Here is an 18529-nt window from a genome sequence, read left to right as displayed (position 1 = left end):
GCTTCTTCGACCGGCTGCGACTGGTCTCACTGGCCGACAGCAGCCGGCGTCTCCAGCGTCACTCGTGAACCGCCGTATGCGGAACCGCACGTACGGTGGTGTGGGAGGGGGCCGGAATATTCCGGCTCCCTACCCGATGCCTGTCGCAGCGTGGGCTAAACTCGGCGCTTTCCTGACGGAGCACTGCCGGTGGCCTACCTGCTGACCAAGTCCCTGCACATCGTGTTCGTCATCGCCTGGATGGCGACCGTGTTCTACCTGCCGCGCATCCTCGTGAATATCGCCGAGGCCGGCAACGAACCCGCCGTAAAGGCGCGCCTCGAACTCATGGGACGCCGGCTCTACAAGTTCGGGCACAACATGTTCGGCCTGGCTCTCATCTTCGGCCTCGTGCTCTGGCTGTATTTCCACGTGAGCGGCGGCTGGCTGCACGCGAAGCTGGCGCTGGTGGCCCTGATGCTGGCCTATTACATCTGGTCGGGGCGCCTGTTGAAGCGGAGCATGGCCGGAGGCGCATTGCCCTCGACGAAGACGCTGCGCATCTTCAACGAACTGCCGGTGCTGGTCCTGATTGCCATCGTCTTCCTTGTCGTGGCAAAGCCATTCTGAGGTCTCACCCGGGGAGACGCGGATCGGCGATGATCGCTGTCGCACCTTTCCGCCCTGGAGCCACCCGTTGAGCGAGTTGGACGACATCGCGCCAGGCCTGATGGTCCTGCACGGCAACCGCCTCGAAGAACTGCGCGACGTGCTGGTCGGCTGGCTGGCACGCACGCCTTTGCGTCCGCTGGAGGACGAGCGCGTGCTCGTGCAGTCCAACGGCATCGCGCAATGGTTCCGCATGGCGCTCGCGCGCGGTCGCGACGAAGGTGGCCTCGGCATTGCCGCGGCGGTCGACGTGGAACTGCCGGGCCGCTTCCTCTGGGAGGCCTACCGCGCCGTACTGGGGCGCGACGCCGTGCCGCCGGAATCGCCGTTCGACAAGTCGCGGCTGGTATGGCGGCTGATGCGCCTGCTGCCCGCGGTCGCGAACGAAGCGGGATTCGAGCCGCTCGCGGCCTTCCTCGGCGACGTCAAGGATGCGCGTAAATGCCACCAGCTGGCGGAACGCCTCGCCGATCTCTACGACCAATACCAGGTCTATCGCGCCGACTGGCTCGACGACTGGGCGACGGGACACGACGTCGTTCGTGACGCCCGCGGGGGCGCGCCCGTCCTGTCCCCGGCGGATCGCTGGCAGGCGGAACTCTGGCGACGCCTGCTGGCGGATGTCGGCGGCGACGAGGCTCACGGCCACCGCGCCGCCGTGCACGAGCGCTTCCTCACCGCCGTGGCCACCAACACCGAACGGCCGAAGGCGCTGCCGAGGCGCATCGTGGTCTTCGGCATGTCGTCGCTGCCCCGGCAGACGCTGGAAGCCCTGTCCGCCTTGGGCCGCTGGTCGCAGGTGCTGCTCGTGGTGATGAATCCGTGCCGGCATTACTGGGCGGACATCGTCGACGATCGCGAGCTGCTGCGTGCCGAGCGACGCCGCCAGCAGGCCAAGCCCGGCATGCCCGCCTTGCCCTCGGATGAAGACCTGCACATGTATGCCCACCCGCTGCTGGCGGCGTGGGGCAAGCAGGGGCGCGACTACATCCGCCTGCTCGACGAGTTCGACAACGCGGACACCTACCGCGAGCGCTTCACGGCCTGGGACCGGCGTATCGACCTGTTCGCGGAACCGCGTGCCGACACGTTGCTGGGCCAGGTGCAGGGGGCGATCCTTGACCTGGAGCCCCTTCCGGCGGCGCCGCGACGGTTGGAGCACGGCGACACCTCCATCGCCTTCCACGTGACGCACGGCCCCCAGCGCGAGGTGGAGGTACTCCACGACCAGCTGCTGGCGCGCTTCGAGGAAGCCTCGCGCAAAGGCGACCCGATCCTCCCGCGCGACGTTATCGTGATGGTGCCGGATATCGAGACCTACGGGCCGCATATCGATGCCGTGTTCGGCCGCGTGGAACGCGGCGATTCGCGTTTCATTCCCTACAGCATCGCCGACCGTACCGCGCGCGGCACGGCGCCGATGGTCATGGCGCTGGATATGCTGCTGGCGCTGCCGGAATCGCGTTTCGGCGTGGGCGACATGGCCGACCTGCTCGACGTGCCGGCCGTGCGCGAGCGGTTCAAGCTCGGCGAGGACGATCTCCCGCTCCTTCACCGCTGGATCGAAGGCGCCGGTATTCGCTGGGGACTGGATGCGACGCAGCGGGCATCCCTGGGGCTGCCGGCGCTGGAGCAGAACACCTGGGTTTTCGGCCTGCGTCGCATGTTGCTCGGCTATGCCACGGGGCAGGGCGAGGCATGGGGCGACATCGAGCCGTATGGCGAGGTCGGCGGCCTGGATGCGAGGCTGGTGGGGCCATTGGCGGATCTCCTCGACGCCCTGGGCAGCCACTGGCGCCACCTCGCTGACCCGGCATCGCCCGCTCTATGGGGCGAACGTCTGCGCGCATTGCTGCGCGACCTGTTCGCGCCGGCGGACCCGGAAGACCGCATGCTGCACGAGCGTCTGCTCGATGCGTTGGAAGCCTGGGAACGCGCCTGCGCGGAAGCGTCGTTCGCGCAGCCGCTACCGGTGGAAGTCGTCCGCGAGGCGTGGCTCGCGCCTTTCGACGAAAGCGGCCTGTCCAAGCGTTTCCTCTCCGGAGCGGTGAGTTTCGGCACGCTCATGCCGATGCGCGCCATTCCGTTCCGCCTGGTCTGCCTGCTGGGCATGAATGACGGCGACTATCCGCGCGCACGGCCGCCGATGGATTTCGACCTCATGGCGCGAGCCGGTGCGTGGCGTCCCGGCGATCGCTCGCGTCGCGAGGACGACCGCTACCTGTTCCTGGAGGCGCTGCTCTCCGCACGCGATGCCTTGCACGTCGGATGGGTGGGCCGCAGCGCACGCGACAACGCCGAACTGGCGCCATCGGTGCTCGTGGGGCAGCTGCGCGATTATCTTGCCGCCGGCTGGCACGTGGGGGAAGGCGATGTGCTGTCGGCCTTGACGGTGGTCCATCCGCTGCAACCGTTCAGTCGCGCCTATTTCCAGGAAGGCGATCCCCGGTTGTTCACTTACGCCGGCGAATGGCGCCTGGCGCACGAGGTTCGCGACGAACACCGTGACGAAGCGCTCGCACCCTTGCTGGTGGAGCGGCCGCTGCCTATCGCCACGCTGCGCCGGTTCCTGCGTCATCCGGTACGCGAGTTCTTCAACAGCCGCCTTGGCGTGCGCTTCGATACGGCGGAAGCCGCGAGCGACGACAACGAACCGTTCTCGCTCGGTGGTCTCGACCGTTACGGCATGATCGACGCACTCTTGCGCGCGGCGCTGCGCCAGGAAGACAGGGATCCGGCCACGACCATCGCGACGGCAAGTGCACGCCTGCAACGCAGCGGTGTCCTGCCCATGGGCGGCTTTGCCGACATGGCGCGGCGCACGCTGGAAGAAGCCGCGCTTGCCGTGCACACACGCTACGTGGCCGAGCGTGCCCGCTGGCCCATCGATGCCGGCAAGCGCGAGCTCAGTGTATCGATCGATGGGCTGGTCATCGAAGACTGGCTGGCGGGGTTGCGCACGGACGGCGACGATCACCTCGTCTCGCTGCGCGCGTCTCCCACCGCCGTCGTCGACAAGGAAGGACGCCCCGCGGCGCATCGCCTGGTCGAGGCGTGGGTCGATCACCTCGTGGCCCAGGCGGCCGGCATCGCCGTGGAAACACGTTATGTCGGTCCGGACGGCACCATCGTCATGCCACCGTTGAGTGTCGACACGGCCCATGCCCATCTGCTCCGCGTGGTGCGGATGTGGCGCGAGGGCATGCGCCGGCCGTTGCCCGTCGCGCTCCGCACGGCGCTCGCCTGGCTGGGCGAGGACGAGGCCAAGGCGGAAGCGGCGGCGCGCACGGTCTACGGACCCGCCTCGCCCGGAACGCGCGTTCCGGGCGAGGTCGACAACGACGCCTACCTGCGCCGCACCTTCCCCCAGTTCGGCGCTTTGCTCGGGAACGGCTTCGTGGACTGGTTGCCGGCATATGCCGATTTCCTCGGCGCACTGCGCGTGGAGTCGGCATGAGCCCGTCTGTCGTATCCCTCCATCCGGTGTCGATGCCGCTGGACGGCATTCGCCTCATCGAAGCGAGCGCCGGTACGGGCAAGACCTGGACCATCGCGGCGCTCTACGTGCGTGCGGTGCTGGGCCATGGCCTGCCGCAGCCGCTGCTGCCGCCGCAGTTGCTCGTGGTCACGTTTACCGAAGCGGCCACGCAGGAACTGCGCGAACGCATCCGTGCCCGGCTCGTCGAGGCGTCTAGCGCCTTTCGTGCTTCCGCGTCCATCGAACCGTTCCTCGCGGAGCTGATCGCCACCTATCCTGCGGAAGCACGTCCGGGCTGCGCGCGGCGCCTGGAACTGGCGGCGCAATGGATGGACGAGGCCGCCATCTTCACCATCCATGGCTGGAGCCAGCGCATGCTCACCCAGCATGCCTTTGGCAGTGGCCATGCGTTCGCGCTCACGCTGGAACCGGACGAAAGCGAACTGCTGGCCGATTGCGTGCGCGATTATTGGCGCCAGGCGTTCTACCCGTTGGCGCCGCGCCAGGCCGAGGCCGTCCTCCAGGAATGGCGCTCCCCTGACGATCTGCTGCGTTCGCTGAAACCGTTGTTCCACGGCGGTGAAGTGACCTTGCGGGTCGAGGGACAGATCCTCGATGCCGTGACAGACCCGCGGTCCCTGCTGGCGGCGCGCGAAGCATGGGAGGCGGAGAACGAGCGCCTGCTTGCCGAGGCCGCCGCGGCGTGGCGCGCCGATGTCGACAGGATCGAAGGGCTGCTCACCGACGCCTCGACGGCCAAGGTGCTCAACAACAATCGCTACCGTCCGGATCGCCTGCCCGGTTACCTCGCGCCTTTGCGGCATTGGGCTTTCGGCGGCGAAGCGACGGACGAAGAGTTGCAGCGCTTCACGGCGACGCGGCTGGGCGATGCCACCGGCAAGGGCAAGGCGAGTCCCGCGCATCCGGCCTTCGCCGCCCTCGATGCATGGGCGTCAGGGCATGAGGGAAAAGTTGAAATTCGCCACGCATTGCTGGTCGACGCGTTGGCCCGCGTGCGCGAACGGTTCGCGATGCAGAAGCGCAAGCGTGCGCAGATCGGCTTCGACGACCTGCTGCAACGCCTGGACACCGCCCTTGGCGGCCCGGCCGGCGGCATGCTGGCGGACACGATCCGCCGACAGTTCCCGCTGGCCTTGATCGACGAGTTCCAGGACACCGATCCTGTCCAGTACCGTATTTTCAGCCATGTCTATGCCGACACGCCCGGCGTGGGACTGTTGCTGATCGGTGACCCGAAACAGGCGATCTACGCGTTCCGTGGCGCGGACATCCACACCTATCTTTCGGCCCGCTCGCAGGCGCAGGCACCGCATTACAGCCTGGACACCAACTTCCGCTCCACCCAGGCCATGGTGGAAGCGGTGAACGCCATCTTCCTGCATGGCGAACGGCATCCGCATGGTGCCTTCCACTTCGCGCAGCGCGGCCTTCCTTTCGTAGCGGTCGAGGCGAAGGGCAGGGCGGAACGGTTCGTTGCCGATCGGCAAGAACAACCGGCGCTTCGTCTCTGGCTGCTCGACGATGAGGTGCCCGTCGGCGTACGGCATTACCGCGAACAGATGGCGGAGGCCTGTGCCAGCGAGATCGTACGGCTGCTTGACGGCGCCATGCGTGGCGACACCGGCTTCGTGGACGGCGGCGAGGTCCTCGTTTCCCTTAAGCCGGCCGATATCGCGGTATTGGTGCGCAGCCGCTCCGAGGCGGCGCAGGTGCGCTCGGCGCTGGCATCGAGGCATGTGCGCAGTGTGTTCCTTTCCGATCGCGATTCCGTGCTGGAGAGCGTCGAAGCGAACGACGTGCTCGCCTGGCTACGCGCCGTGGCATCGCCGGCGTCGGATACCGCCATGCGCGCCGCGCTCGCCACGCGCACGCTCGACCTCGGCTACGCCGAGCTCGAGCGGTTGAACGTCGACGAAACCCACTGGGAAGAGCGGGGGGATGGGTTCCTTGTCCTGCACCACGTCTGGCAGCACTCGGGCGTGCTCGCGATGCTTCACTCGCTGCTGCATCGCTTCGACCTGCCTGCCCGGTTGCTGAGCCGAAGCGGGGGCGAGCGGGCGCTGACGAACGTGCTTCACCTGGCCGAACTGCTGCAGCACGCCGCGTCGACGCTGGACGGCGAGCAGGCGCTCATCCGGCACCTGGCGGAACGCATCGCGGATACCGCTACCCACCACGGCGACGACCAGCTGGTACGGCTGGAAAGCGACGACGATGTCGTCAAGGTCGTGACCATCCACAAGTCCAAGGGCCTGGAGTATCCGGTGGTATTCCTGCCCTTCGTCTGCGCCAGTGGCGGCACGCATCCCGGGCAGGCCACGTACCGCTACCACGACGGTACGGGAAGCCAGCTGGAACTGGTGAGCAAGTCGAAGGGCGGCGAGGCCTCCGAGCGTGCCAAGGAAGCCGCCGACCTTGCCGAGCTGCAGGAAGACCTGCGCCTGCTCTATGTCGCCATGACCCGCGCGCGGCACGCCTGTTACGTGGGCGTGGCCCCTGTCTGCCACAACCATTCGCGTATGCCGCAAGTGCATCGCAGCGCCTTCGGCCATCTTCTGGGTGGAGGCGGAGAGATCGCCAACGGGGCTATCGCGGGCCTTCTTCGTGAACTCGCGGAAGGCGTGCCCTCGATCCGGGTGGAGTACATGCCGCCCCCGGACGAGCGGCGTCATGTTCCGCCAGAGCGGAACGAGGCACAGCGACCCGCGCGCGAGCCCGCGATCGCTCGCGCCGAACCCTGGCGGATCGCCAGCTACAGTGGCCTCCGCCATGCCGACGACATCGCCGCCCCGGAAACGGCGATCGACGACGTCATCGTCGAATACGCGACGGAGCCGGCCGATCCCCAGCCGGCAGCCACGGGCATCCACGCGTTCGAGCGTGGCGCCGAAGCCGGTACGTTCCTGCACGATCTGCTCGAGTGGATCGCGGACGAGGGGTTCGCGTCGATCGCGGACGACCCCGCGCGCTTGCGCGACGTGGTGGCGCGCCGCTGCGAGCGGCGTCAGTGGGCCGCCTTCATCGACGTCCTGACCGACTGGTTGCTTGCGCTCCTTCGCACACCTCTGGATCTGCCCGATGGCGGCAAGCTGGCGCTTGCCACGCTGGACGATCCTTCACGTTATCGCGCGGAACTCGAATTCCTCTTCGAATCCCGCCACGTGGACACGCTGGCACTGGATCGCATCGTGCGCGAGCACACGTTGGGCGGCGAAGCGCGACCGCATCTGGCATCCGACACGGTCAACGGCATGCTCAAGGGCTTCATCGACCTCATCGTCGAGCATGACGGCCGCTGGTATGTGATCGATTACAAATCAAACCACCTTGGCCCGGACGAAGCGGCGTACACGCCGGCCGCCATGCGCCGGTCCATTCTCGAGGCGCGATACGAATTGCAGTACGCGTTGTATCTGTTGGCGCTACACCGCCAGTTGCGCAGCCGCCTGGGCGATGCCTACGACTACGACACGCATGTGGGCGGCGCTGTTTACCTCTACCTGCGTGGCGTCGACGGGCGCGGTCATGGCGTACACGTGGAGCGGCCGACGAAGGCGATGATCGATGCGATGGACAGGCTGTTCGAAGGAGTGGCCGCATGATCGCCGACAGTGACGCCTGGCTGGACCGGGCCCTGGTCGATGGGCGCATCGAGGCCGTCGACCGGGCGTTCGCGCGCTTCCTGCGCGAGCTGGATCCGGCAGTCGATCCGCGCGTGCAGATCGTCGCCGCGCTCCTGAGCCATGAACTCGGCGAGGGGCACATCTGCATGCCGCTGGATACGCTGCGCGAACGCGAACCGGATATTGGCGACCCCGCGGCCTTCCTCGGTGCCGCAAGCGTGGTGGCGCTGCCCGGGTCGAAGGCCGCGGCACCGCTGGTGCTCGAGAACGGCTTGCTTTACATGCGACGCTTCTGGCGCGACGAGGCACGCGTGGCGCAGGCCATCCGCGACCGCCTGGGCGAGCGCGGCACCGGCATCGAGCTGCGCAGCGAACTCGTTCGCCTGTTCCCCGACGAAGGGCTTCGTCCGGACTGGCAGAAGATCGCCTGCGCGATCGCGGCGCGGTCAGGCTTTGCCGTCATCACGGGTGGTCCGGGCACCGGCAAGACGACCACGGTGGTGCGCTTGCTGGGGCTGCTGCAGACGCTGGCGTTACGCGACGGTGGGACGCGCCTGCGCATTCGTCTCGCCGCGCCGACGGGCAAGGCCGCCGCACGCCTCAATGCGTCCATCGCGGGCCAGGTGGCGCAGTTGCAGGTAGACCCGGCGGTGAAGCAGGCGATTCCCGCCGAGGTGACCACCTTGCACCGCCTGCTCGGTAGCCGGCCGGATACCCGCGCGTTCCGTCACAACGCCGAGAACCCCCTGCACCTCGACGTGCTCGTCGTCGACGAAGCGTCGATGATCGACCTCGAAATGATGGCGGCCACCCTCGATGCCTTGCCGCCCAGCGCGCGATTGATACTGCTTGGCGATAAGGACCAGTTGTCGTCGGTGGAGGCGGGCGCGGTTCTCGGCGACCTCTGCGCCCGCGCGGAAGCGGGGCACTACGCCACCGCGACGCGCGACTGGATACGGGAGGTCTGCGGCGAGGATGTCTCCGCATGGACGGCAACGGCGACGGGAACGGCGCTCGACCAGCATGTCGCGATGCTCCGGCTGAGCCGTCGTTTCGGTAGCGACAGTGGCATCGGCGCGTTGGCCGCGGCGATCAACGGCGGCGATGCGGGCAGGGCACGCGCGGCGTTCGAGTCTTTCGACGACGTGGCGCTCGGCACGCCATCGCCCGCCGCGATCGCCACGCTTGCGATCGAAGGCCGCGACGACGCTCCCGGATACCGCCACTACCTCGACTGGATCGAGCGCGAGCGTCCGCCCGTGGGGGCGAGCGACGAGGCCCTCACCCATTGGGGGCGAGGTGCGTTGCGAGCGTATGCGGGCTTCCAGTTGCTCTGCGCCACGCGCCTGGGTGACCACGGCGTACTCGCGCAGAACATCCGCATCGCGCAGGGGCTGCTGGATCGGGGCCTGATCGACGCTACCGGTGGCTGGTACGAAGGCCGTCCCGTCATCCTCACGCGCAACGACTACGCCCTCGGCCTCATGAACGGCGACGTGGGCGTGACGCTGTGGCTTCCCGACGGACAAGGCGGCATGTCCTTGCGCGTGGCTTTCGCGGTCATGGACGAGCACGGCGCCGAGCGGATCCGTTTCGTCGTACCGAGTCGCCTGGCGGCGGTGGAGACGGTCTATGCGATGACGGTGCACAAATCGCAAGGTTCGGAATTCGATCACACCGCGCTCGCGCTTCCCCCCGAACCGTCGCCGGTACTGACCCGCGAGTTGGTCTACACGGGCGTGACGCGCGCACGGCGTCGATTCACGTTGTTGGCGACGCCGGACATCCTCGGCTATGCCGTGCAGAGGAAGACGCAGAGGGCATCCGGTTTGCTTCGCCGGCTGCTCTGAGGTTCCCGTCAGGCCGTTCCCCCGGATACGCATGGGGGAAGGACCGGGACGTTGCATTTGACACGGCAGCGGCCCTGAACTAGCTTTCGCCCGATATCCAAGCAACGAAGGTGGCCCGCGGTAACGCTGGCCGAGTGTGCGACATGCGGACTACGCGCTTCCCAACCTGAGCCCCCGCCACGTCTTCGTCATCCCCCGAAGGGCGCCTGGCGCCCTTTTCGTTTGTCCGGAACACCATCCATGATCCAGATCACGCTACCCGACGGCAGCCAGCGCCCGTTCGACCACCCCGTTTCCGTGCAGGACGTCGCCGCCTCCATCGGCGCCGGCCTCGCCAAGGCCACCCTCGCCGGCAAGGTCGATGGCCGGCTGGTGGACGCCAGCTACACGATCGACCGCGACGCGGCGCTCGAGATCGTCACCGAAAAGAGCCCCGAGGCGCTGGATATCCTCCGCCACTCCACGGCCCACCTGCTGGGCCAGGCCGTGCAACGCCTGTTCCCCGGTGCGCAGGTCACCATCGGTCCCGTGGTCGACAACGGTTTCTATTACGACTTCGCGTACGAACGCCCCTTCACGCCTGACGACCTCGAGACCATCCAGGCCGAGATGGAAAAGATCGTCAAGGAACAGATCCCGGTCACGCGCTCGGTGAAGAGCCGCGACGAGGCCATCCGCTTCTTCCGGGGGATGGGCGAGGAATACAAGGCGCAGATCATCGAGTCGATTCCGGCCAACGAGGAGCTGTCGCTCTACACCCAGGGCGAGTTCACCGACCTCTGCCGCGGTCCGCACGTGTCCAATACGGGCAAGCTGCGCGCGTTCAAGCTCATGAAGGTAGCCGGCGCTTATTGGCGCGGCGATTCCAACAACGCGATGCTGACCCGCATCTACGGCACCGCGTGGCTCAACGACAAGGACCTCAAATCCTACCTTCTCCAGCTGGAGGAGGCCGAGAAGCGCGACCACCGCCGCATCGGCAAGCAGCTCGACCTGTACCACCAGCAGGAAGAGGCGCCGGGCATGGTGTTCTGGCACCCGAAGGGCTGGGCCATCTGGCAGGCCGTGGAGCAGTACGTGCGCGGGGTGTACCGCAGGAGCGGCTATCAGGAGGTGCGCGGCCCGCAGATCATGGACGTAAGCCTGTGGAAGAAGTCCGGTCACTGGGACAACTACCAGGAAAACATGTTCTTCACCGAGTCGGAGAAGCGCACCTATGCGCTGAAGCCGATGAACTGCCCGGGCCACGTGCAGATATTCAACACCAGCCTGCACAGCTACCGAGACCTGCCGGTCCGCTACGGCGAGTTCGGCGGTTGCCACCGCAACGAGCCCTCGGGTGCGCTGCACGGCATCATGCGCGTGCGCGCCTTCACCCAGGACGACGGCCACATCTTCTGCACCCCGGCGCAGATCGAGGAAGAGGTCGCCGCCTTCCATGGCCAGGCCATGAAGGTGTACGAGGACTTCGGGTTCAACGACATCGCGATGAAGATCGCCCTGCGTCCCGACAAGCGCATCGGCTCGGACGAGGTCTGGGACAAGGCCGAGCACGCCCTGCGCGCGGCGCTGTCCGCCGCCGGCGTGGCCTGGGAGGAGCTGCCGGGCGAGGGCGCCTTCTACGGTCCGAAGATCGAGTACCACATGAAGGATTCCATCGGCCGTGCCTGGCAGATGGGCACGATGCAGGTGGACTTCATGATGCCCGAGCGCCTGGGCGCCGAGTATGTCGACGAGCACAGCCAGCGCCAGCATCCGGTGATGCTGCACCGGGCTATCGTAGGCTCCATGGAGCGCTTCATCGGCATCCTGATCGAGCACCACGCGGGCTTGCTTCCCACCTGGCTCGCCCCCATTCAGGCCGTGGCGTTCAGCATCACGGATGCCCAGGCCGATTACGTCCGCGAAGTGGTGCAAACCCTTGTCGGACAAGGCTTCAGGGTAAATGCCGATTTGCGCAATGAAAAAGTCGGATATAAAATCCGCGAGCATACGTTGCAGAAGGTTCCCTATCTCATCGTGGTCGGAGACCGCGAGCGGGAAACAGGTACCATTTCCGTACGTACCCGCGGGGGCGAAGACCTGGGCAGCATGCCGCTGGCCCAATTCGCCCAACGTTTGGAAGCCGAGACCCGCCGATAGGGCCTGGGTCCGGCATTTGGATCATTCTTCTGGAGGATAGCGGTATCGCTACGACCGATAACAAGGGCAATCGCAAGAACAACGACATTCGCGTTCCGCGGGTTCGCGTGCTGGGCGTCGAAGGTGAGCAGCTAGGCATCATGGAGACCCGTGATGCCATTCGCGCCGCCGAGGAGCTGGGCATGGATCTCGTCGAAATCCAGCCGAACGGCGACCCGCCGGTCTGCCGCATCATGGATTACGGCAAGTTCAAGTTCGAAGCCCAGAAGAAGGCCCAGGCCGCCAAGAAGAAGCAGAAGCAGGTCGAAATCAAGGAAGTGAAGTTCCGTCCGGTCACGGACGTGGGCGATTACGACATCAAGCTGCGCAAGATGCGCGAGTTTCTCGAGGAAGGCGACAAGGTCAAGGTCACGATCCGTTTCCGCGGCCGCGAGATGTCCCATCAGGACCTCGGCCAGAACCTGGCTCGCAAGATCCAGGCCGATATCGGCGAAGAGGGCGTGGTCGAGCAGTTCCCGCGCCTGGAAGGCCGCCAGATGGTCATGATGATCGGACCCAAGAAGAAGATCTGATCGGAAAAGGCGTCCCATGGACGCCTTTTCTCCGTAGGAGCGCGCCCTGCGCGCGACATCTTTTCGCAATGAGCAACAGGTCCTGTTGCCCACGGCCTCAAAACATGTCGCGCGCAAGGCGCGCTCCTACACACACCGTTAAGATTCATGTATCATCGCCGGCTCGGTCCGAATGGATGGGCCGAACCACCGTACCCGGCAGGAAGGAAAGCGCAGGTGCCTCAAGGCCTTGCCGCCGGATCAGTCAGCAACCGAATACGGAGCATTCCGATGCCCAAGATCAAGACCAACCGGGCGGCCGCGAAGCGTTTTCGCAAGACCGCATCCGGCAAGTTCAAGGCCGGTCACGCCTTCAAGTCGCACATCCTGACGAAGAAGTCGACCAAGCGTAAGCGCGGCCTGCGCGCTCCCAACCACGTCAAAGCGTGCGACACCAAGGGTGTAGCTCGTATGTTGCCGTATCTCTAAGGGAGGCTGAACCATGGCTCGTGTTAAGCGTGGCGTTACCGCCCGTCGTCGTCACAAGAAAATCATCGGCCGTGCGAAGGGCTATTACAACGCCCGTCGCAAGGTATTCCGCGTAGCCAACCAGGCCGTCATCAAGGCTGGTCAGTACGCCTACATCGGCCGCAAGCAGCGCAAGCGCCAGTTCCGCGCGCTGTGGATCGTCCGTATCAACGCTGCCGCCCGCCAGTTCGGGCTGTCGTACAGCCGCCTGATCAATGGGCTGGCCAAGGCCAACATCTCGGTCGACCGCAAGGTCCTCGCCGATCTGGCCGTGCACGACATCAAGGCGTTTGGCGCCATCGCAGAGAAGGCCAAGGCCAGTCTGGCTGCGTAATCCGCTTTACCGCGCGCGGTAGTGATGCTGCGCGATGATGGATAACGTGGGGAGAAGGCCTTGCCTTCTCCCCATTCTTTTTTCCGCCCCTGGAAAATCGGAAAACCGATGGAATCGATCGAGCATATCGACGCATCCCTGCGGGACATCGAAGCCGCCCCCTCGCTAGAGGCGCTGGATGCCGTGCGTGTGGCCCTGCTAGGTAAGAACGGCGCTGTCACGGCTGCCCTCAAGGCCCTGGGCCAGCTCGCCGGCGACGAGCGTAAAGCGCGCGGCGCTGAGGTCAACCGCGCCAAGGAGCGCCTTACCGATGCCATCGCGCTGCGCAAGCAGTCGCTGGAGCAGGCCGAGCTGGACCGTCGCCTCGCCTCCGAGCGCATCGATGTGACTCTTCCGGGGCGCGATGGCGAATACGGCGGCATCCACCCGATCACCCGTGCCCTCGAGCGCATCGCCGATATCTTCGGTCGCCTTGGATACCAGCGTGCCGACGGTCCGGAGATCGAGGACGACTGGTACAACTTCGAGGCGCTGAACTTTCCGCCACACCATCCGGCACGTGCCATGCACGACACCTTCTACTTCGGTGACGGCCGCCTGCTGCGCACGCATACGTCGCCGGTGCAGATCCGCTCCATGCAGGGCCGGCAGCCGCCGATCCGCATCATCGCGCCGGGCAAGGTCTATCGTAGCGATTCCGACCAGACCCACTCGCCGATGTTCCACCAGATCGAGGGCCTGCTGGTCGACGAGACCTCCAGCTTCGCCGACCTGAAGGGCACGCTGGCCGAATTCGTGCGCGCGTTCTTCGAACGCGATTTCGAAATGCGCTTCCGCCCGAGCTACTTCCCCTTCACCGAGCCTTCGGCCGAGGTCGACATCCGCTGGGATGCCGAGGACGGCAGCACGCGCTGGCTTGAAGTGCTGGGTTGCGGCATGGTCCATCCGACCGTGCTGGCGAACTGTGGCATCGATCCGGAGCGCTATACCGGCTTCGCCTTCGGCCTTGGGGTGGAGCGTTTCGCCATGCTCCGCTATGGCGTGGGCGATTTGCGCGCCTTCTTCGAGAACGACCTGCGCTTCCTGCGCCAGTTCGCCTGATCGATCCCGAGTTCAACGAGTCGCTTCCATGAAATTCTCCGAAAACTGGCTACGCGAACTGGTAACCATCGAGGCCGATCGCGCGGCGCTGGTCCATGCGCTGACGATGTCGGGCCTGGAAGTCGAAGAGGTCACGCCGCTGGGCGAGGGCCTGGACGGCGTTGTCGTTGCCGAGATCGTCGAGGCAACGAAGCATCCCGAGGCCGATCGCCTCCAGGTCTGCAAGGTGGATGCGGGGCAGGGCGAACTATTGCAGATCGTCTGCGGTGCGCCCAATGCTCGCGTCGGTGTCCGCGTGCCGCTTGCCACGGTGGGCGCCACGCTGCCCGGCGGCATCCAGATAAAGGCAGCGAAGCTGCGCGGCGTCGAGTCGTCCGGCATGCTCTGTTCGGCGAAGGAACTGGGCATCGACGCCGACGCCTCCGGCCTGCTCGAGCTGCCGTCCGATGCGCCGGTGGGCAAGGGGCTGGCCGGCTACCTCGGCCTGCCGGACGCCACCATTGAACTGAAGATCACGCCGAACCGTCCCGACGTGCTCGGCCTGAACGGTCTTGCCCATGACGTGGCGGCCCTGTTCGGCAGCCATGTGAAGCTGGCCGGCACCGCCGATGCCCCGGTCACCTCCAGCCTCTCGCGTCCCGTGCAGCTCGAAGCCGGTGCCGATGCGCCGCGATACCTCGGTCGCGTGGTCGAGGGCGTGGATGCGACAGCGCGTTCGCCGCTGTGGCTGGCCGAGCGCTTGCGTCGCTCCGGCATTCGACCCATCAGCGCCGTCGTCGACATCACCCAGTACGTGATGCTGGAACTCGGCCATCCGCTGCATGCGTTCGATAACGACACGCTGTCCGGGGCTATCCGGGTCCGCCATGCGGGCGAGGGGGAGACCCTGAAGTTGCTTGACGGCAACGACGCGAAGCTCGATCCGTCCTTCGTCGTGATCGCCGACGAAGCGCGTCCGCTGGCCGTGGCCGGTGTCATGGGTGGTCTTGAATCCCGCGTCACCGACAGCACGCGCAACGTGTTCCTCGAGGCCGCGCATTTCGCGCCGTCGGCAATCATGGGCCGCGCGCGCAAGCTCGGCCTGCACACCGACGCCTCGCACCGTTACGAGCGCGGCGTGGATCCGGCCCTGCCGAAGCGCGCCATGGAGCGCGCGACGGAACTGCTGCTGCAGATCACCGGCGGCAAGGCCGGCCCGGTCACGACGGCCGAGCGCCTTGAAGACTTGCGCGAACACACCCCGGTACTGCTACGCCATGCGCGCCTGCGCCGCGTGCTGGGCATCGACGTGCCCGCCGCCGAAGTCACCCGCATCTTCACCGCCCTGGGCATGGGCGTGGTCGAGGTGGACGACGGCTGGCGCATTACGCCGCCGAGCAGCCGGTTCGACATCGAGCGCGAGGAAGACCTCATCGAAGAGGTGGCCCGCATCCACGGCTACGAGCGCATTCCGACCCACGTGCCGGCCGGCGAGATCGCCCTGCGCGCGGAGCCGGAGGCTCGCCTGACCGAAATGGCCCTGCGCGACCAGCTTGCTGCGCGCGGTTACTACGAGGCAGTAACCCTGTCCTTCGTCAATGCCGATCTGCTGAAGACCTGGGGCGTGGATCGCGATGGGGTGCCACTGGCCAACCCGCTTTCCGCCGATCTGGCCGTGATGCGTACCTCGCTGCTTCCTGGCCTGGTCGAGGCGCTGCGCCATAACCGCGCGCGCCAGCAGGAGCGCGTTCGCCTGTTCGAGGTGGCGCGTAGCTTCCACGCCACGGGTGGCGCCCCGGACGAGATCGGCCGCGTCGCCGTCGTCGCCTCCGGTGGCGCGCGGGCGGAACAGTGGGGCGAGGCCTCGCGCACCGTGGACTTCTTCGACCTCAAGGGTGACCTCGATGCGCTGATCGGGCATACGGGGGAACCACAGCGCTGGTCGGTGGATGCCGATGGCCTGCCGTCCTGGATACATCCCGGCCGTGGTGCCCGCGTACTCCGCGACGGGCAGCCGGTGGGTTTCCTTGGCGCGTTGCATCCGGCACTGGCCAAGGCACTGGATCTCGGCCCCGATGTCCATGTGATGGAGCTGGCCCTGGAGCCGATCCTCGCCCGGCGCCTTCCGGACGCGGGCCACGTCGCGCGTTTCCCAGCGGTTCGCCGCGACATCGCCGTGGAACTGCCGGAGGACATCGCCTGGGCCGCCGTGGAAGCGGCCGTACGCGGTGCCCTCGGCGACGTCCTCAAAGAGGTCCGCCTGTTCGATCGCTACGCCGGCAAGGGGATCGATGAAGGGCGAAAGAGTCTCGCTATGGGCTTGATTTTACAGGACGCTTCACGCACCCTTACTGACGACGATGCCGACGCTCGCGTGGCAGATGCGGTGCGGGCATTGGAGAGATCATGCAAGGCGAGACTGCGAGGATAAGATGGCGCTGACCAAGGCGGAAATGGCCGAGCGGCTGTTCCTCGACGTGGGCCTCAACAAGCGAGAGGCCAAGGAGTTCGTGGACGCGTACTTCGAGGTCGTGCGCGAGGCACTGGAGCGAGGCGAGCAGGTGAAGTTGTCGGGGTTCGGCAATTTCGACCTGAGGCAGAAAAATCAGCGGCCCGGTCGCAATCCGAAGACCGGCGAAGAAATTCCCATCTCGGCCCGGCGGGTGGTCACCTTCCGTCCTGGTCAAAAACTCAAGGTAAGAGTCGAGGGCTATGCTGGATCCAGGGAATAACACCGAACTTCCTGTCATCCCGGCGAAGCGCTACTTCACCATCGGTGAGGTCAGCGAGCTTTGCGGGGTGAAGCCGCATGTCCTTCGCTATTGGGAGCAGGAATTTCCCGCACTCAAGCCCGTGAAGCGCCGCGGTAACCGCCGCTATTATCAGCGCCACGACGTGCTCATGATCCGCCAGATCCGCTCATTGCTGTACGACGAGGGCTTCACCATCACGGGTGCCCGCGCCCGCCTGGAAGGCCCGCAGGCGCGCATGGAAGCCAGCATGTCGCATCAGATCGTGCGCCAGGTTCGCCTGGAACTCGAAGAAGTCCTGACCCTCCTTCGTCGCTGATCCGCCTTCCGCAGATCGCGGCGATGCTGTTACAATCGTTCGCTCGTCGGGGTGTAGCGCAGCCTGGTAGCGCACTACGCTGGGGGTGTAGTGGTCGCGAGTTCGAATCTCGCCACCCCGACCATTATTTCGAAAAGCGTCCCTCGGGACGCTTTTTTTTGTGTGCGCCCGGCAGGGCGCACCTGCTAGGAGGTGAAAGTCCTCTACCCACCCGGCAAGGGGAAGGGTTAGCCAGAGGCAAGGGCGATTCGGGTGACTGGTCGTCTGAAGGAAGCCCGAGGCAAAACGCTGGCCTGACGAACAGGAAGCGGATACGAGGCGACGCGTCGGGGTGAGGCAGCGTAAATTGCCAAAGCCCGGTACTTGCACGGACGGCGCGGCGTATATCCGACAGGCATAAGCGGGAAGGCAGGTGCGTCATACCCGGGGAGATCTCGCCTTATGCCTGAAAGGGCGACGCCGGCAAGGCGGAGCGAGAAGTCAGCCGAGGCCATAGTAGGTGCGAGATGACCGAAGGGCCGAACACGAGAGACCGCGATTAGGACGGTGACACCTCGATGACCGACGATGACGCAGAAGCCCGGGCGACCGGGGCCGAGAGCCTGGAGGCGGGACGGTATCCCGTGGGCAGGCGGCACGGTGCCGAGTCGATCACGGCGGCCGCCGGGCAAACGAAAGCGGAGATGCCACGGCTGATGGAAGCCGTGGTTGAGCGCGGTAATCTGTGGCTGGCGTATCAGAAAGTGGTCCGCAACGGTGGCGCACCGGGTGTCGATGGCATGACGGTGGGATCGTTCAAGGATTGGCTGAAGATGCACTGGCCCGGCGTAAAAGCCGCCTTGCGGGAGGGACGGTATATGCCCTCGGCGGTGCGCGGTGTGGACATCCCCAAGCCCTCGGGCGGGGTGCGAACGCTGGGCATCCCCACGGTTCTGGACCGGCTGATCCAGCAGGCGCTGCTGCAAATCCTTCAACCGATCGTTGAACCGACGTTCTCCGCATCGAGCTACGGCTTCCGGCCGGGTCGCAGCGCTCATCAAGCGGTCCGTGCTGCCAGGAAATACGTGCAGGACGGCCGCCGATGGGTGGTGGACATCGATCTGGAAGCGTTCTTCGATCAGGTCAACCACGACATTCTGATGTCGCGGGTGGCCCGGCACATCGACGATGAGCGGGTGCTCAAGCTGATCCGTCGTTATCTGGAA

General features: G+C 66.1%; 13 protein-coding genes and 1 tRNA gene. All 14 read left to right on the top strand.

Going from position 1 to position 18529, the window contains the following annotated elements:
- Positions 1-189: 189 nt before the first annotated feature.
- Positions 190-609: a CopD family protein gene (locus VGM71_RS00535; protein WP_331541797.1), complete on the top strand. Its 420-nt coding sequence runs from the start codon at positions 190-192 to the stop codon at positions 607-609.
- Positions 610-676: 67 nt separating this feature from the next.
- Positions 677-4105: an exodeoxyribonuclease V subunit gamma gene (gene recC, locus VGM71_RS00530; RefSeq protein ID WP_331541796.1), complete on the top strand. Its 3429-nt coding sequence runs from the start codon at positions 677-679 to the stop codon at positions 4103-4105.
- Positions 4102-7749, top strand: a complete 3648-nt coding sequence (gene recB, locus VGM71_RS00525; protein WP_331541795.1) for an exodeoxyribonuclease V subunit beta — start codon at positions 4102-4104, stop codon at positions 7747-7749. The genes recC and recB overlap by 4 nt, the downstream gene beginning before the upstream one ends.
- A complete protein-coding gene (recD, locus tag VGM71_RS00520; protein WP_331541794.1) occupies positions 7746-9620 on the top strand; it encodes an exodeoxyribonuclease V subunit alpha in 1875 nt (624 codons plus the stop codon). Before recB ends, recD begins: the two co-directional genes overlap by 4 nt.
- A 240-nt stretch (positions 9621-9860) precedes the next feature.
- Positions 9861-11762, top strand: coding sequence for a threonine--tRNA ligase (thrS, locus tag VGM71_RS00515; protein ID WP_331541793.1), 1902 nt, complete (start codon positions 9861-9863; stop codon positions 11760-11762).
- A 44-nt stretch (positions 11763-11806) separates the two neighbouring features.
- A complete protein-coding gene (gene infC, locus VGM71_RS00510; RefSeq protein WP_414675064.1) occupies positions 11807-12334 on the top strand; it encodes a translation initiation factor IF-3 in 528 nt (175 codons plus the stop codon).
- A gap of 270 nt (positions 12335-12604) precedes the next feature.
- Positions 12605-12802: a 50S ribosomal protein L35 gene (gene rpmI / locus VGM71_RS00505; RefSeq protein WP_036114929.1), complete on the top strand. Its 198-nt coding sequence runs from the start codon at positions 12605-12607 to the stop codon at positions 12800-12802.
- A 13-nt stretch (positions 12803-12815) separates the two neighbouring features.
- Positions 12816-13175: a 50S ribosomal protein L20 gene (gene rplT / locus VGM71_RS00500; RefSeq protein ID WP_072322974.1), complete on the top strand. Its 360-nt coding sequence runs from the start codon at positions 12816-12818 to the stop codon at positions 13173-13175.
- A 108-nt stretch (positions 13176-13283) separates the two neighbouring features.
- Positions 13284-14276, top strand: coding sequence for a phenylalanine--tRNA ligase subunit alpha (pheS, locus tag VGM71_RS00495; RefSeq protein WP_331541791.1), 993 nt, complete (start codon positions 13284-13286; stop codon positions 14274-14276).
- Between the two features lie 28 nt (positions 14277-14304).
- Positions 14305-16686 (top strand): phenylalanine--tRNA ligase subunit beta, encoded by a 2382-nt coding sequence (gene pheT / locus VGM71_RS00490; RefSeq protein ID WP_331541790.1) that lies wholly within the window; start codon positions 14305-14307, stop codon positions 16684-16686.
- Position 16687: 1 nt separating this feature from the next.
- Positions 16688-16987, top strand: a complete 300-nt coding sequence (ihfA, locus tag VGM71_RS00485) for an integration host factor subunit alpha (protein ID WP_036114917.1) — start codon at positions 16688-16690, stop codon at positions 16985-16987.
- Positions 16968-17324 carry a MerR family transcriptional regulator gene (locus VGM71_RS00480; RefSeq protein ID WP_089978805.1) on the top strand — a complete coding sequence of 119 codons (357 nt, stop codon included), beginning with the start codon at positions 16968-16970 and terminating at the stop codon, positions 17322-17324. Before ihfA ends, VGM71_RS00480 begins: the two co-directional genes overlap by 20 nt.
- 47 nt (positions 17325-17371) lie before the next feature.
- Positions 17372-17448: transfer RNA gene (locus VGM71_RS00475), tRNA-Pro, on the top strand.
- 433 nt (positions 17449-17881) lie between these two features.
- Positions 17882-18529, top strand: a 648-nt coding sequence (locus VGM71_RS00470; protein ID WP_331541787.1) for a reverse transcriptase domain-containing protein, incomplete at its 3' end; no start/stop codon positions are given.

Origin of the sequence: Luteibacter sp. (assembly GCF_036499525.1) — a bacterium.
Classification (GTDB): domain Bacteria; phylum Pseudomonadota; class Gammaproteobacteria; order Xanthomonadales; family Rhodanobacteraceae; genus Luteibacter.
This window is presented reverse-complemented; position numbering and strand designations above follow the sequence as displayed.

What these genes read in the sequence shown, in the direction of transcription:
- rpmI (WP_036114929.1), top strand. Translation starts at nt 12,605, where the DNA reads ATGCCCAAGATCAAGACCAACCGGGCGGCCGCGAAGCGTTTTCGCAAG.
- pheT (WP_331541790.1), top strand. Translation starts at nt 14,305, where the DNA reads ATGAAATTCTCCGAAAACTGGCTACGCGAACTGGTAACCATCGAGGCC.
- pheS (WP_331541791.1), top strand. Translation starts at nt 13,284, where the DNA reads ATGGAATCGATCGAGCATATCGACGCATCCCTGCGGGACATCGAAGCC.
- recD (WP_331541794.1), top strand. Translation starts at nt 7,746, where the DNA reads ATGATCGCCGACAGTGACGCCTGGCTGGACCGGGCCCTGGTCGATGGG.
- VGM71_RS00480 (WP_089978805.1), top strand. Translation starts at nt 16,968, where the DNA reads ATGCTGGATCCAGGGAATAACACCGAACTTCCTGTCATCCCGGCGAAG.
- thrS (WP_331541793.1), top strand. Translation starts at nt 9,861, where the DNA reads ATGATCCAGATCACGCTACCCGACGGCAGCCAGCGCCCGTTCGACCAC.
- ihfA (WP_036114917.1), top strand. Translation starts at nt 16,688, where the DNA reads ATGGCGCTGACCAAGGCGGAAATGGCCGAGCGGCTGTTCCTCGACGTG.
- recB (WP_331541795.1), top strand. Translation starts at nt 4,102, where the DNA reads ATGAGCCCGTCTGTCGTATCCCTCCATCCGGTGTCGATGCCGCTGGAC.
- rplT (WP_072322974.1), top strand. Translation starts at nt 12,816, where the DNA reads ATGGCTCGTGTTAAGCGTGGCGTTACCGCCCGTCGTCGTCACAAGAAA.